Origin of the sequence: Ensifer sp. ZNC0028 (assembly GCF_000799055.1) — a bacterium.
Taxonomy (GTDB): domain Bacteria; phylum Pseudomonadota; class Alphaproteobacteria; order Rhizobiales; family Rhizobiaceae; genus Ensifer.
On sequence record NZ_JTLA01000086.1, the window covers coordinates 39,640 to 52,764 of the forward strand.

At 62.6% G+C, this 13,125-nt stretch carries 15 protein-coding genes; 8 read left to right on the forward strand and 7 right to left on the reverse strand.

Annotated elements, in window-relative coordinates; translation table 11 throughout:
* Positions 1-46 precede the first annotated feature (46 nt).
* Entirely contained in the window at positions 47-568 is a 522-nt protein-coding gene (locus tag L981_RS19895; protein ID WP_043620001.1) for an RNA pyrophosphohydrolase, read from the forward strand.
* Between the two features lie 76 nt (positions 569-644).
* Here L981_RS19895 and bfr read toward each other — a convergent pair whose 3' ends face one another.
* The 5 genes from bfr to L981_RS35630 all read right to left on the reverse strand — a co-directional run bounded on the left by bfr (position 645) and on the right by L981_RS35630 (position 7,559).
* Positions 645-1,136, reverse strand: a complete 492-nt coding sequence (bfr, locus tag L981_RS19900; protein ID WP_043620003.1) for a bacterioferritin — start codon at positions 1,134-1,136, stop codon at positions 645-647.
* Positions 1,102-1,413 (reverse strand): (2Fe-2S)-binding protein, encoded by a 312-nt coding sequence (locus tag L981_RS19905; protein ID WP_034803108.1) that lies wholly within the window; start codon positions 1,411-1,413, stop codon positions 1,102-1,104. Before L981_RS19905 ends, bfr begins: the two co-directional genes overlap by 35 nt.
* 359 nt (positions 1,414-1,772) lie before the next feature.
* Positions 1,773-5,141 (reverse strand): error-prone DNA polymerase, encoded by a 3,369-nt coding sequence (locus L981_RS19910; RefSeq protein WP_043620004.1) that lies wholly within the window; start codon positions 5,139-5,141, stop codon positions 1,773-1,775.
* Positions 5,138-6,721 carry a DNA polymerase Y family protein gene (locus tag L981_RS19915; protein ID WP_245281673.1) on the reverse strand — a complete coding sequence of 528 codons (1,584 nt, stop codon included), beginning with the start codon at positions 6,719-6,721 and terminating at the stop codon, positions 5,138-5,140. The genes L981_RS19910 and L981_RS19915 overlap by 4 nt, the downstream gene beginning before the upstream one ends.
* Complete coding sequence (locus tag L981_RS35630) at positions 6,606-7,559, reverse strand: ImuA family protein (RefSeq protein WP_043620006.1); 954 nt, start codon at positions 7,557-7,559, stop codon at positions 6,606-6,608. Before L981_RS35630 ends, L981_RS19915 begins: the two co-directional genes overlap by 116 nt.
* A 169-nt stretch (positions 7,560-7,728) precedes the next feature.
* Between L981_RS35630 and L981_RS19925 the strand changes: the two genes are divergently transcribed.
* Complete coding sequence (locus L981_RS19925; RefSeq protein ID WP_043620007.1) at positions 7,729-8,163, forward strand: metallopeptidase family protein; 435 nt, start codon at positions 7,729-7,731, stop codon at positions 8,161-8,163.
* 281 nt (positions 8,164-8,444) lie between these two features.
* Here L981_RS19925 and L981_RS19930 read toward each other — a convergent pair whose 3' ends face one another.
* Together L981_RS19930 and L981_RS19935 are read right to left on the reverse strand one after the other, a co-directional pair.
* Positions 8,445-8,651: a DUF1737 domain-containing protein gene (locus L981_RS19930; protein ID WP_043620008.1), complete on the reverse strand. Its 207-nt coding sequence runs from the start codon at positions 8,649-8,651 to the stop codon at positions 8,445-8,447.
* Positions 8,648-9,553, reverse strand: coding sequence for a CoA ester lyase (locus tag L981_RS19935; RefSeq protein ID WP_043620009.1), 906 nt, complete (start codon positions 9,551-9,553; stop codon positions 8,648-8,650). Before L981_RS19935 ends, L981_RS19930 begins: the two co-directional genes overlap by 4 nt.
* 125 nt (positions 9,554-9,678) lie before the next feature.
* Between L981_RS19935 and L981_RS19940 the strand changes: the two genes are divergently transcribed.
* From L981_RS19940 to L981_RS19965, 6 genes are all read left to right on the forward strand, one after another.
* Positions 9,679-9,933 carry a hypothetical protein gene (locus tag L981_RS19940; RefSeq protein ID WP_043620010.1) on the forward strand — a complete coding sequence of 85 codons (255 nt, stop codon included), beginning with the start codon at positions 9,679-9,681 and terminating at the stop codon, positions 9,931-9,933.
* 209 nt (positions 9,934-10,142) lie between these two features.
* Positions 10,143-10,559: a glyoxalase/bleomycin resistance/extradiol dioxygenase family protein gene (locus tag L981_RS19945; protein ID WP_043620011.1), complete on the forward strand. Its 417-nt coding sequence runs from the start codon at positions 10,143-10,145 to the stop codon at positions 10,557-10,559.
* Positions 10,560-10,714: 155 nt separating this feature from the next.
* Positions 10,715-11,320, forward strand: a complete 606-nt coding sequence (gene leuD, locus L981_RS19950; protein WP_034802725.1) for a 3-isopropylmalate dehydratase small subunit — start codon at positions 10,715-10,717, stop codon at positions 11,318-11,320.
* Between the two features lie 9 nt (positions 11,321-11,329).
* A complete protein-coding gene (locus L981_RS19955; protein WP_034802728.1) occupies positions 11,330-11,710 on the forward strand; it encodes a RidA family protein in 381 nt (126 codons plus the stop codon).
* A gap of 103 nt (positions 11,711-11,813) precedes the next feature.
* A complete protein-coding gene (locus L981_RS19960) occupies positions 11,814-12,653 on the forward strand; it encodes a MoxR family ATPase (protein ID WP_043620012.1) in 840 nt (279 codons plus the stop codon).
* Positions 12,650-13,099, forward strand: coding sequence for an NUDIX domain-containing protein (locus L981_RS19965; protein WP_043620014.1), 450 nt, complete (start codon positions 12,650-12,652; stop codon positions 13,097-13,099). The genes L981_RS19960 and L981_RS19965 overlap by 4 nt, the downstream gene beginning before the upstream one ends.
* Positions 13,100-13,125 lie beyond the last annotated feature (26 nt).

The window sequence follows — 13,125 nt, forward strand, 5'->3', positions numbered from 1 at the left end:
GCCGTCCCGATGGGACCAATCGACGTTTGCAAAGAAGAGGCAGCCGATGAGCAAGGACAAGAAACTGAAGGCGGACGACCTTCCCTATCGCCCCTGTGTCGGCGTGATGGTGCTGAACCGGTCGGGCCTCGTCTGGGCCGGCCATCGCATCGCCGTCGGCAATTCCGAATATGACGGCTCGCCGCAGCAATGGCAGATGCCGCAGGGTGGCATCGACAAGAACGAAGATCCGCTGAAGGCGGCCTATCGCGAGCTTTACGAAGAGACCGGCATGAGCACCGTTTCGCTGCTTGCGGAAGCGCCCGGTTGGATCAACTACGATCTGCCCGAACACCTGATCGGCATCGGCCTCAAGGGCAAGTATCGCGGCCAGACCCAGCGCTGGTATGCCTTCCGCTTCGAAGGCGAGGAAAACGAGATCGCCATCAACCCGCCGCCGGGCGGGCACGAGCCGGAATTCGACGCCTGGGAATGGAAGCCGATGCGCGACCTGCCGGAGCTAATCGTGCCGTTCAAGCGCAAGGTCTACGAGGAAGTGGTCGCAGCTTTCACGCATCTGGCGCCGTGAACCCGCGCTGCGCGCTCCTGAAACGACAAAGGCCGGCGAGATCGCCGGCCTTTGTATTTCTAGGCTTTCACCAGGCTCAGTCGGCTTCGGCCTCGTTGGCAGGCGACGCATTGAGCTGGCCGTATTTCTCTTCGCCGATCTTGTCGAGCAGCTCGAGCTGGGTTTCGAGGAAATCGATATGGCCTTCCTCGTCAGCGAGCAGCTCTTCGAAGAGCTTCATGGAGACATAGTCTCCGGCGGCGTGACAGATGTCGCGGGATTTCTTGTAGGCGGTGCGGGCGTCGTATTCGCCGGCGAGATCCGCCTTCAGCACTTCCTTGACGTTCTGGCCGATACGCAGCGGCGCAACCGTCTGCAGGTTGGGATGGCCTTCAAGGAAGATGATGCGCGCGACGAGCTTGTCGGCATGCTGCATCTCCTCGATGGATTCGGCCCGCTCCTTCTTGGCGAGAAGCGTATAGCCCCAGTCTTCGAGGAGGCGGTAATGCAGCCAATACTGGTTGACGGCACCGAGTTCGAGATAGAGCGCTTCGTTAAGCTGCTCGATGACTTTTTTGTCGCCTTTCAAGATCCGCCCTCCGGTTGTCGTCGTGGAATTGTCTGAGGCGGGTCATGAAATCAAATATCTCTGCGTCCGTCGAGTCGCGGTGCGCGTGATATTGCTCGGTGGTGCGGATGATGATGTCGACGACATTGGGGAAACAGCCGCAGCAACGGCCACGTTTTTCCATCGCGTGGTAGACTTTCGCCGGCACGATCAGCTGCCAACAGTCCTCGTCGAGGAGACCAATGATCGTGTCCTCGATCTCTTTTTCCGTGATGAAATTGCAGCTGCAAACCAGCATGTCGTCTCGCCTGTCGTACGCAACGCCCTGTATCAGCGCATAAAGCAAAACAGGACATTTAGTGTCAACTAAAAACTCCGCGAGCGGAAGTTGCGGGTGGATTAGAACGACTCTAAACTTGACAAAAAACTTCGCCTTTTCAGAATTTTAGAGATTCCTGAGCGACTGATCTTGCAAACCCTGAATGGGTCACGAGGCGCGCAGCCTGCGACATTTTTACACACCTTCGATCACGACCGCGGGAAATCCTACCCGTGACCTGCGCCGGAAGCATTCCATGGAATCCTTCCGGCGACCCGGCAGCGCTTTTCCAGACAGCCCCACTCACTTGAGAGGCGGCAAAGCCTAACCGGAGCCTTTCAATGGAAATTGCGCCCCTTCGGCATCACGTCGGCCACCTCGGCTGTTGCCCGATTCGGATTACTGGAATTGCTGCCGGAGTGGCGGGGCATCGGTAGGCGCTGGTCGCCTTGCGCCCGCTTCATGCGCGCGTCACCGGTCGGTCTCAGCGCCTCGTCGGAACGCTCGTTTGCGCCGAACCGCCGCGCTTCCTTGCGCAGCAGCCCGAGCATCGGCGTGATGTCCTCGATGTGTTCGGCGACCACATGGATGACGCTGCTTTCGCGCTGCAGCCGGCCGCGAATCTTGACCAGACGCGCGCCCATGACCACCGGCCGATAGGTCGCAAACACCTTCGGCCAGACGATCGCATTGGCAACACCGGTCTCGTCCTCGATGGTCATGAAGATGACGCCCTTGGCCGAACCCGGGCGCTGGCGAACGAGCACCAGCCCGGCAACGGTCACCCGCCGCCCGACCGGGGCGGTCGCAAGCATGCGGCTCTGCACGATCCCCTGTGCGGCAAGCGTATCTCTGAGGAAGGAAACCGGATGCGCCTTCAGCGAGAAGGAGAGATAGCGATAGTCGTTGATCACCTGCTCGCCCGCCAGCATCTCCGGCAGGACCATCGCCGGCTCGGGCCGCAACTCCTCTTTCGCAGCCCCCTCGAAAAGCGGCAGCCGCTCGGCAGCGCTTTTTTCGTCGAGCGCCTTCACCGCCCAAAGCGCCTTGCGACGATCGAGCCCGATCGAGCGGAAAGCATCCGCATCGGCGAGCCGTTCGAGCGCTGAACGCGATAGCCCCGACCGCAGCCAGAGATCGCGCACCGTTGCGTAACCGGCGCCCCGGTTGGCGACGAGCTTATCCTCGAGTTCCCTTTGGTTCAGCCCTTTGATCGAATTGAAGCCGAGGCGCATCGCCTTCGTCGTCCTGATCACGTCCTCCATCTCGCGGTGGCGCGGCTCGATGGCGTTTCGATCCAGGCCCCCATCTTCGAGATCGGCATCCCAGACCGAGTGGTTGATGTCGACAGGCAGCACCCGGACCCCATGCTCGCGCGCATCGCGCACCAATTGCCCGGGCGCGTAAAAACCCATCGGCTGTGAGTTCAGGAGCGCCGCGCAGAAGACATCGGGATAATAGGTCTTGAGCCAGGAGGAGACATAAACGAGCAGCGCGAAGGACGCGGCATGGCTCTCGGGAAAACCATATTCGCCGAAGCCTTCGATCTGCTTGAAGCAGCGCTCGGCAAAATCGCGCGGATAGTTGTTGCTGACCATGCCCTCGATCATCTTTTCATGGAAGGTATGAATGGTGCCGGTGCGTTTGAAGGTCGCCATCGCCCGCCGCAACTGATCGGCCTCGCTGGGCGAGAAACCGGCAGCAGTGATGGCAATCTGCATCGCCTGCTCCTGGAACAGCGGCACGCCAAGCGTCCGCTTCAAAACGACCTCTAATTCAGGGCTCGGATACTCGATGGGAATCCTGCGATCCCGCTGCTCCCGGCGTTTCAGATAGGGATGCACCATGTTTCCCTGGATCGGTCCGGGCCGGACGATCGCCACCTCGATGACGAGGTCATAGAAGATACGCGGTTTCAGCCGCGGCAACATGCTCATCTGCGCCCGGCTTTCGATCTGGAAGACGCCGATCGTATCGGCGCGGCAGATCATGTCGTAGACGGCGTCCTGATGATCCTTGAAGAGCTGATGCAGGTTCTTCTGCTCATTGTAATGCCGATCGAGCAGACCAAATGCCCGGGCGATGCAGGTCAGCATGCCGAGCGCCAGAACGTCGATCTTCAGGATCTTCAGCGTGTCGAGGTCGTCCTTGTCCCACTCGATCATGTAGCGGTCGGGCATCGCCGTGTTCATGATCGGCACCACCTCGTCGAGCCGATCGCGGGTCATGACAAAGCCGCCGACATGCTGGGAGAGATGGCGCGGGAAGCTCATCAGCTCGGTGGCGTAGTCGAGCACCTTCACGGTGGTCGGGTCCTTCGTATCGAGACCGGCGGCCTGTGCCTCGCGCTCCGAGAGATCGGCAACCGACCAGCCCCAGACCGAACCGGCAAGCGCCGATTGCACGTCTTCCGAGAACCCGAAAGCCTTGGCGGTCTCGCGGCCGGCGGAACGCGCCCGGTAGCTGATGACGGCGGCCGTCAGCCCCGCATGTTCCTTGCCGTAAGTACGGTAGATGTGCTGGATCACCTCTTCCCGCTTCTCATGCTCGAAATCGACGTCGATATCCGGCGGCTCGTCCCGTTCGGTCGAGAGGAAACGATCGAAGAGCAGGGTGGTCGAAAGCGGATCGACTTCGGTGATCCTCAGACAGTAGCAGACGGTGGAATTGGCCGCCGAGCCGCGACCCTGGCACAGGATCTGAGCACTGCGCGCAAACTGCATGATATTGCGCACCGTCAGGAAGTAGGGCTCGTAACGCTTGCTGGCGATCAGTTCGAGCTCATACTCGATCTGCGTCGAAACCTTCTTGGGGATCTCACCGGGATACCGCTCGCGCGCGCCTTCCATGGTCAACCGCCGCAGGGTCTGCGTCGGCGTCTCGCCGGGAATGCTCTCATCCGGGTATTGATATTCGAGATCCGACAGCGAGAACTTCAGGCGTCCGAAGAAATGCCCGGTATTGGCGATCGCTTCCGGATAGTCGCGAAAGATGCGCGCCATTTCGGCGGGCGTCTTCAGATGCCGCTCGGCATTGGCGTGCAGCCGATAGCCTGCCGAGGCGATCGTCACATGCTCGCGGATGGCGGTGACGACATCGGCAAGCGGCCGTCGATCGGCGGCATGGAACAGCGGACTGTTGGTGGCGACGAGCTTGACGGACGCATGGCGGGCAATGGTCGCGAGCCCGGCAAAGGCGAACTGGTCGAAGCCGTCGTAACGCGGCACCAGCGCCAGATAGAGCCGATCGCCAAAATGCGGTTTCAGCCGCTTGAGGAAATCGGCAAGCAGGGTTGCCTCCGGCGCACCGATGACAGGACCCGGCAGTACCGCAAGCAGCAGATCCTCGCCCCATTCGATGAGATCGGTCTCGTAGAGCGTACAGGTGCCCTTCTTGGCGCGCAGGTTTCCAGCACTCAGCATCCGGCAGAGATTGCCCCAGCCGCGGCGGTTTAGGGGGTAGGCGAGCACGTCGGGCAGGTCTTCGGCAAAGGAGAGCCGCGCACCGGGCTGGAAGGCCGACTTCTCCACCTTGGCCTGCGCATGGGCGCGCACCACGCCGGCGACCGTGTTGCGATCGGCGATGCCAAGGCCGCCGATACCGAGGCGGCTCGCCGCAACCACCATCTCACCCGGATGGGAGGCACCTTCGAGGAAGGAGAAATTCGACCAGGCGCCGATCTCGAAATAGGGGGCAGCGTCGCTCATGCGAAGACTCCATGCATGAACCAGCGCGGCGGGGCGCTCGCGCCATAATGACCCTCGCGAAACAGCCAGAACCGCCGGCCGCTATCGTCCTCCACCCGGAAATAGTCGCGCTCCAGCGCCGGCTCGCCATCGAGCCACCATTCGCCGGCGATCCGCTCCGGCCCTTCGGCCCGCGCGATGCGGTGCAGCGTGCGCCGCCAGCGAAAGCTTCTCGGCGGCCCCTCCGGCACCTCGGCCACCGCCTCCACCGGCTCGGGACTTGGAAAGAGCCGCTGCGGCCGGGCGGCAGCCGCAAGCAGGGTCACCGGAATGTTTTGCGCCGGTTCCTCAGCCTTGCCGATCAGCGCCAAGTCCGTGAGCGGCCGGAAGCTTGCCGCCCGCTCCGGCACATGGCTTTCCGAGAGCGCCGGCACCATGAGGCTTTCTGCGCCGAACCGCGCCATGACCCGATCGGCGAAGGCGGCAAGCGGACGCGCGCGATCCGGCGTGCCGGAGAAATCCTCCTGCATCACCTCGTATTTTTCGCTCTTCGGCACCGAAAGCCGGAGGATTTCAAAGCCGAAGCCGGCATCGAGATCGTCGTGCACCGCCTGCAGGCGCTCGCGGAAAAGACCGGCGACGCGCCGCGGCTCGTTGAGCGGCGCGGATGTGCCGGCGGCAATGCGGAAGACCGCACCATCGACACGGAAAAGCAGAAGCTCGAACAGGCGTCCGCCTTCCCCGCGCTTTTCCAGTTCCGACTTCAGCCGCAGTGCCAGTTCTTCCGTCAGGCCCAAGATATCGTCCTCGCCCTGGACCGGCTCGCCGAGACGGCGCTCTGCCGAAAGCGCGGCGACGGGCAGTCGCGGCGACAGCGGTTCGTCCTCCCGCCCCAGCGCCTGGTCGAGACGTAGAAGCAGGGTCGCGCCGAACCGGCGGGCAAGCGGCGCACGCGGCGCCTCGATGATATCGCCAACCTGCTTGAGCCCGACCCGGCCAAGTGTTTCGATCGTTTCCCGCGGCAGCCGGAGTGCTGCCATCGGTAACGGCGCCAGCGCCCGCGCCGCCTCGTCCTCGGCAAGGATAGCGTCGGAGCCGAAACGCGCCACCGCCCAGGAGAGCCCGGCGGACGAGGAGATCGCCGCCCGGGCCTCGACGCCCAGATGAAAAAGGCGGGCGAGCAGATCGTCGAGCAGCGCCTTTTCCCCGCCGAGAAGATGGGCGCAGCCGGTGATGTCGAGAAAGAGGCCGCTGTCGCCATCGAGCGCGACGAGCGGCGTGTAGCGACTGCACCAGTCCGCCAGCCCTGCAAGCAGCGCCCGGTCGGCGGCGGGATCGGCCGGCAGCACGTCGATCTCGGGACACATGGCCCGCGCTTCGGCGACACCCTGGCCGATGTGAAAACCACGCTTTTCAGCAAAACCATCGAGCGCAACGAGACGCATCGCGCTCTTCACCTTGTCGGCGAAGACGACGGGCGGATGCTCAGGACGCCCGCGGGAAAGCCACGAGTTCCCCCAGCGCTTGCGCGCGACCCGATCGGCCGGAAGATGCGGAAAGGCGAGCGACAGAATGCGCTGGTTGTGGATCTGCCGCAGCAGCGGCTGGTAGGGGCTCGACGGGGTAAAGGCGGCGGTCATGGGGGTTCCACTCCAGGAAGAAGCCGAGCGGCGCAGGAGCCCTGCTCTTCTCGGCAATGACGTGAAAGACGGGATGGCCGATGCTGCCGCGAAGCATCGATCCATCCGGTAGCGGTCGCTCGCGCGCCGGCGCCGGCTCGACGAGGAAGCGGAAGAAAGCGCTGCTTGCCTCCTCGTGTCCGGACTGGCGCAAAAGCAGAAGGGGGACGTGGCCGGCGCGCGAGCGCACATGCAGGCGCCGGCTCTCGCTGAGTGCCAGGGCAGCCGGGTTGCCGCGAATTTCGAGGATGACAGCGCAGAAGCTCGGCACGGAAAGTGCGGCCTCGGCGATCCAGAGCGCATCCTTTATCGTGCGCGGCAGGCTGAAGACGAGGCCGCGGACATCGAGACCAAAGGCCTTCAGACCCAGGCCATAGGGCATGCCCGCCTCGTTGGAAGCCATCGACTGGCTGATCCAGAGAACGGGGGCGGACGGCTCGCCCTTTTCAAGCCGCGCCCGTTGGCAGAGCACGCCGAGTGCTGCGGCAAAACCGGCGGCAGCACCCGCATCGCGCGTCTCGGCATTGCGGATTTCCGTCATGCCTTCGAGCGGCAGGCCGCCTTCGAGAAGATCGTCCAGATCGGGAACGCCGAGCGCCAGCGCCTTGCGGCCGGGCTCGTCTTCTTCCCGCTGACGGAAGCCGCCGGGATCGGCCGCCTTGGCGGCGCGCACGACGCCCGGAAGCCGACGGTTTTCGATCCTGGCTATGGTTTCTCGGAGCGAAAGTACCGTCTCCCGCTGCACGGCTGTGTCGGCCATGACGGTCAACTCCCATCAGTATGTTCATGTTATGTTCTATTAGATTCCAGAGCTTCCTAAATGAGTCAACAGCCAATTCTAAGAATTTATTCCTGTCCCTGTGGTCAAGGAATTCAACACTCGAAAAACAAAGGCAAAATCGCTATATGGAGGGCAACAAGGAGTGCCTATGGCCCGCATTGACCAGACCGATGATTGGCGGGAACGCCACGCACCGACGCTTACCACTTTCGAGCAGCTTGCGCTGGAGGCCTATGGCCACCTGCCGCAGGAATTCCGCCAGCTGACGACCGACCTTGTCATCGAAGTTGCCGACTTCCCGAGCGACGACGTTTTCGAGGACATGGCGCTGGAAACGCCCTTCGACCTGCTCGGCCTCTTCGAAGGCAGCGGCATCAGCGAACGCTTCACCATGGAAACCGGCCAGTTTCCGAACCGCATCACCCTCTATCGCCGCCCGATCATCGACTACTGGGCGGAGAACGAGGAGACGCTCGGCGACATCATCACCCACGTTCTGATCCACGAGATCGGCCACCATTTCGGCCTCTCCGACGACGACATGGAACGGATCGAGGCGAGCGTCGAGCACGTCGGCGGCTAAGCAATTCCAGGAAAGTTGAAGCGGTTTTCCGTCCGGGATTGCGTGACTTAAAGAGCAGGGCTTACCGTTTCGCTTTGCCCCTCATCCGGCCTGCCGGCCACCTTCTCCCCGCAAGCGGGGCGAAGGAGACTCGCGGCACCCACTCGCCTCAACAATACGCCCCCGACATCCCGCCGACGGCAACTCCGTTCCGCGACATCGTGAGCTGGCACGTCCCCTCTCCCCGCCTGCGGGGAGAGGGCTAGGGTGAGGGGCAGCCGCCGATACTGACGGCAGCGCCACTACTGTTCCGACAGCTTGATATCCGGGGTGTAATCCTTGCCCTCGACCTCCTTGACCACCGCCTGGCCGCACTGCATGTGCTGCGTATCGGCATTGAAGGCATAGGTGGGCGAGCCGTGCAGGCTCCAGCCCTGGTTCAGCGCCGCCGTCACCTTGTGGCAGAAGGTGGCGTCGTCGGGACCGGTCAGGAAGCGGTAGAGTTTCAAGATCTTGTCTTTCGTTGTTCGATGAGGTCCGCCTTGGCGGCAAGCATTACGGCCTGGTCGAGATGCAGCCGCTCGACCATGCGTCCGCTCAAATTGATGACGCCCTTGCCGGCATTTTCCGAGAGCGCAAAAGCGGCAATGATCGCGCGGGCCTCGTCGACGGCGATCTGCTCGACGCCGAAGCGCTCGTTCGCCGGGCCGATCTGCGCCGGATGGATCAGCATCTTGCCGTCATAGCCCATGTCGCGGCCCTGCCGGCATTCTTCGTCAAAGGTGGCAGCGTCACGAAAATCGTTGAACACGGCATCGATGACATCGAGCCCGCCGCCACGCGCGGCAAGCAGGATCTGCATCAGCCAGGGGATGAGATAGGGCCGGCCCGGACGATCCGGAACGCCGGTCTCCTTGCGCAGGTCGTTGAGGCCGACGACGAAACAATCGAGCCTGCCGCTGAAGGTGCGGCCGGCCTCGGCGATAAGAGGCGCGTTGATCACCCCGCGCGGCGTCTCGATCATCGCCCAGAGGCGCAACGTCTCCGGCGCATCGTTCTCGTCGAGCCAGTCGGCCGCCGCCTGGATATCCGCCGGGCTTTCGACCTTCGGCAACAGAATGGCGTCGGGATTGGCCGCAAGCGCTGCAGCAAGATCGCCCTGACCATAGTCCGAGCCGATCGCATTGATGCGGATGACGATCTCGCAATCCGGCCGGCTTGTCGTCAGATACTGCACCAGCGCCGCACGCGCTTCCACCTTGCACTCGGGCGCTACCGCATCCTCGAGATCGAAGATCGCAGCATCCGTCGCAAGTTCCGCGACCTTGGCAAGCGCGCGGGCATTGTCGGCCGGCACGCAAAGCACCGAGCGGCGCAGGCGTACCGGGTGATGTTCGCTCGATTTGTTCATGCTTCAGTTGTGCCCGCCTTTGCCGCGTTCCGCAAGACGAGGCGAACCGCCGCACCCCTTTCGAGGGCCCGCCCCTTGCAAGTCCGCAGGCGAGCCCCCACATCGCCATCAGAAAGGTGACGATTATGCAAAGCATTCGCTCTGTTCTCTTTACGGCCGCAGCCCTGACCATCACGTTCGCGGCCTTTGTGCTTACCGCCTCGCTGGCGCTGGCCCTTGCCGGCATCGCCGCCGTTGTCGTGGTCGGCAGCGCCATTGCCACCCGGCTGAACTTCAGGCCAGCCCGCGCCACCGTGCGCCCGGCTGCCGCAGGCCCCGCCCAGGGCCAGCGCGAGATGCGCATCTGGAACGACGGTCGCGGCACGATCATCGACCTCTAATTCCCGGCGGTCGGAATCGATTTCCAGCGATCTTGGTACCCCGCAATCGGGCCGATCGACGATCGGCTCGAACCCTGTTTGCGTCCCTTGAAAACCGTCTTTCAGCCGGCTGCAATTTTTTTTCGACCCCATGTCGGATCGACCATTCCATGTCCGTCCTTGAGGCAGGCCAGCACGGTCCTGGCTCTTTAAACAGGATGGAGAACGATATGGATACCCAGACGCAGCAGCCGGCACCGGTCCTGAACGGCCTTCTGCCCTATCTTCAGGTCGATGGCGCCGCCAAGGCCTCCGAGTTCTACCAGCGCGCCTTCGGCGGCAAGGAAGTCAACCGGCATCCGCTCGACGAGCAGGGCCGCACGATGCACATCCATCTCTATATCAACGGCAGCTCGCTGATGCTGGCTGACGCCTATCCGGAATACGGCCATCCGCTGGAAAAGCCGCAGGCCTTCACCCTGACGCTGACTGTCGACGACATCGATGCCTGGTGGGATCGCGCCGTTGCTGCCGGCGCCGAGGTGGTGATGCCGATCGAACTGATGTTCTGGGGCGATCGCTACGGCCAGCTCCGCGACCCGTTCGGCGTTCTCTGGGCGATCAACAGCCCCGTGAAGGCGGGCTAAGTCCCTGCAGACAATCGAAATCCGGACGAAGCTCTCGCCGGGCGGGCATTTTCACCCACCCGGCGACGCCTATTTGAACAGATTTTCCTTCATTTCGGCGCAAAACTCATCTAAACGCTAGCGCAACATTCTTCTGAAATCGAAGGCCTGAAGTTATGGAAAAATTCGTCAAGCTCACCGGTGTCGCCGCCCCCCTCCCCGTCGTCAACATCGACACGGACATGATCATTCCGAAGGATTACCTGAAGACGATCAAGCGCACCGGCCTTGGCAAGGGCCTCTTCGCCGAAGCCCGCTACAATGAAGACGGCTCGGTCAACCCGGACTTCGTGCTCAACAAGCCGGCCTATCAGAACGCCAGCATTCTCGTTGCCGGCGATAACTTCGGCTGCGGCTCCTCGCGCGAGCATGCTCCGTGGGCGCTGCTCGACTTCGGCATCCGCTGCGTGATCTCCACGTCCTTTGCCGACATCTTCTACAACAACTGTTTCAAGAACGGCATCCTGCCGATCGTCGTCAGCCAGGCTGACCTCGACAAGCTGATGGACGACGCCTCGCGCGGCTCCAACGCCATCCTCTCGGTCGACCTGGAGTCCCAGGAAATCACCGGTCCGGACGGTGGCTCGGTCAAGTTCGAGGTCGATGCGTTCAAGCGTCACTGCCTGCTGAACGGCCTCGACGACATCGGCCTGACGCTGGAAAAGGCAACCGCCATCGACAGCTTCGAAAAGACCGTCGGCGCCGCGCGCCCCTGGGCTTAAAACGAAGATATGGCGCGCAAGCTCATCTCCTCGGGTTCACCCTTCGAAAAGACGGCAGGCTATTCGCGTGCCGTCGCGATGGGCGACTGGTGCTTCGTCTCCGGCACGACCGGCTATGACTACGCCACCATGACCATGCCCGAGACGGTGGAAGAGCAGGCGCGCAATTGCCTGAAGACGATCGAAGGCGCGCTGAAGGAAGCGGGCTTCTCGATGAAGGACGTTGTCCGCAATCATTACTACGTCACCGATGCCAGCTTCGCCGACCGGGTGTTCCCGATCTTCGGCGAAGTTTTTGGCGAGATCCGCCCGGCCGCAACCATGATTGTCTGCGACCTGATCCGCCCGGAAATGCTGATCGAGATCGAGGTCACCGCGCTTCGCGGCTGACCCCTTGATCGCACCTACCCTCAAAACGATTCCGATTTAAGCCATTATGCGATAGTCCATAGGGCATGACTTCGCCTGACTTACGCTGAACCGGAAGACGCCCATGCAATTTCAAGGCACCGCCGATTATATCGCCGACAAGGACCTGATGATCGCCGTCAACGCCGCGATCCGACTGGAGCGGCCGCTGCTTGTCAAGGGCGAGCCCGGCACCGGCAAGACCGAGCTTGCCCGCCAGATCGCCGCCGCCCTTGGCCTCGAACTGATCGAATGGAGCGTCAAGTCGACGACGAAGGCGCAGCAGGGCCTTTACGAATATGACGCCGTGTCGCGGCTTCGCGACAGCCAGCTCGGCGACGAGCGCGTCAACGAGGTCCGGAACTACATCCGCAAAGGCAAGCTCTGGCAGGCCTTCGAGGCCGATCGCCGCGTGGTGCTTCTGATCGACGAGATCGACAAGGCCGACATCGAGTTTCCGAACGATCTGTTGCAGGAACTCGACCGCATGGAATTCCATGTCTACGAGACCGGCGAGATGATCGGCGCCCGCCACCGCCCGATCGTCATCATCACCTCCAACAACGAGAAGGAACTGCCGGACGCGTTTCTGCGCCGCTGCTTCTTTCACTATATCCGCTTCCCCGACGCAGACACGCTCGCCCGCATCGTCGAGGTGCATTATCCCGGCATCCGCAAGACGCTGCTTTCGGCAGCGCTCGCCGCCTTCTACGACATCCGCCAGGTGCCGGGTCTGAAGAAGAAGCCCTCCACGTCAGAAGCGCTCGACTGGATCCGCCTGCTCGTCGCCGACGAGGTCGATCCGGCGGACCTCAGGGCCGACGCTAAGACCATGCTGCCGAAGCTGCATGGTGCGCTGCTCAAGAACGAGCAGGACGTCCACCTCTTCGAACGCCTGGCCTTCATGGCCCGCCGCGATCAATGATGCCGGATGCCCACAAGGTCCTGATCTACGGCACCTGGCAGGACAGGCTGCTGGTCTTCGACGAGCCGGACTTTCCCGAGATCGAGTTGCAGGTGCCCGGCGGTACGATGGAGCCGGGCGAGAGCCCGAAGACATCGGCTCAGCGAGAATTCATCGAGGAAACCGGGCTGACGCCACCGGAAGCGCTCACCCATCTCGTCACACAGGACTACCACTACCCGAAGGACGACAGGACAATCTGTCATCGGCGGCATTATTTTCACGTCGCCTTTGCCGGCGAGCAGCGGCAGACCTGGATCCATCGGGAAATGACGCCGTTTGGCGGCGGTGACCCGATCCGCTTTCGTTTCTTCTGGCTGGGTATCGATGAGGCGAGGAACCGGCTCGGCTATGGGATGCGGGACGCACTACACCTGCTGCAAAGTAGCCCCTCTCCTCGGGTTTAACCCGAGGACTAACCCTCTCCCCGCAG

Coding starts and splice junctions, on each gene's coding strand:
- L981_RS19895 (WP_043620001.1), top strand. CDS start 47: ATGAGCAAGGACAAGAAACTGAAGGCGGACGACCTTCCCTATCGCCCC.
- L981_RS19905 (WP_034803108.1), bottom strand. CDS start 1,413: ATGCTGGTTTGCAGCTGCAATTTCATCACGGAAAAAGAGATCGAGGAC.
- L981_RS19910 (WP_043620004.1), bottom strand. CDS start 5,141: ATGAGCGACGCTGCCCCCTATTTCGAGATCGGCGCCTGGTCGAATTTC.
- L981_RS35630 (WP_043620006.1), bottom strand. CDS start 7,559: ATGGCCGACACAGCCGTGCAGCGGGAGACGGTACTTTCGCTCCGAGAA.
- L981_RS19925 (WP_043620007.1), top strand. CDS start 7,729: ATGGCCCGCATTGACCAGACCGATGATTGGCGGGAACGCCACGCACCG.
- L981_RS19935 (WP_043620009.1), bottom strand. CDS start 9,553: ATGAACAAATCGAGCGAACATCACCCGGTACGCCTGCGCCGCTCGGTG.
- L981_RS19940 (WP_043620010.1), top strand. CDS start 9,679: ATGCAAAGCATTCGCTCTGTTCTCTTTACGGCCGCAGCCCTGACCATC.
- L981_RS19945 (WP_043620011.1), top strand. CDS start 10,143: ATGGATACCCAGACGCAGCAGCCGGCACCGGTCCTGAACGGCCTTCTG.
- leuD (WP_034802725.1), top strand. CDS start 10,715: ATGGAAAAATTCGTCAAGCTCACCGGTGTCGCCGCCCCCCTCCCCGTC.
- L981_RS19955 (WP_034802728.1), top strand. CDS start 11,330: ATGGCGCGCAAGCTCATCTCCTCGGGTTCACCCTTCGAAAAGACGGCA.
- L981_RS19960 (WP_043620012.1), top strand. CDS start 11,814: ATGCAATTTCAAGGCACCGCCGATTATATCGCCGACAAGGACCTGATG.
- L981_RS19965 (WP_043620014.1), top strand. CDS start 12,650: ATGATGCCGGATGCCCACAAGGTCCTGATCTACGGCACCTGGCAGGAC.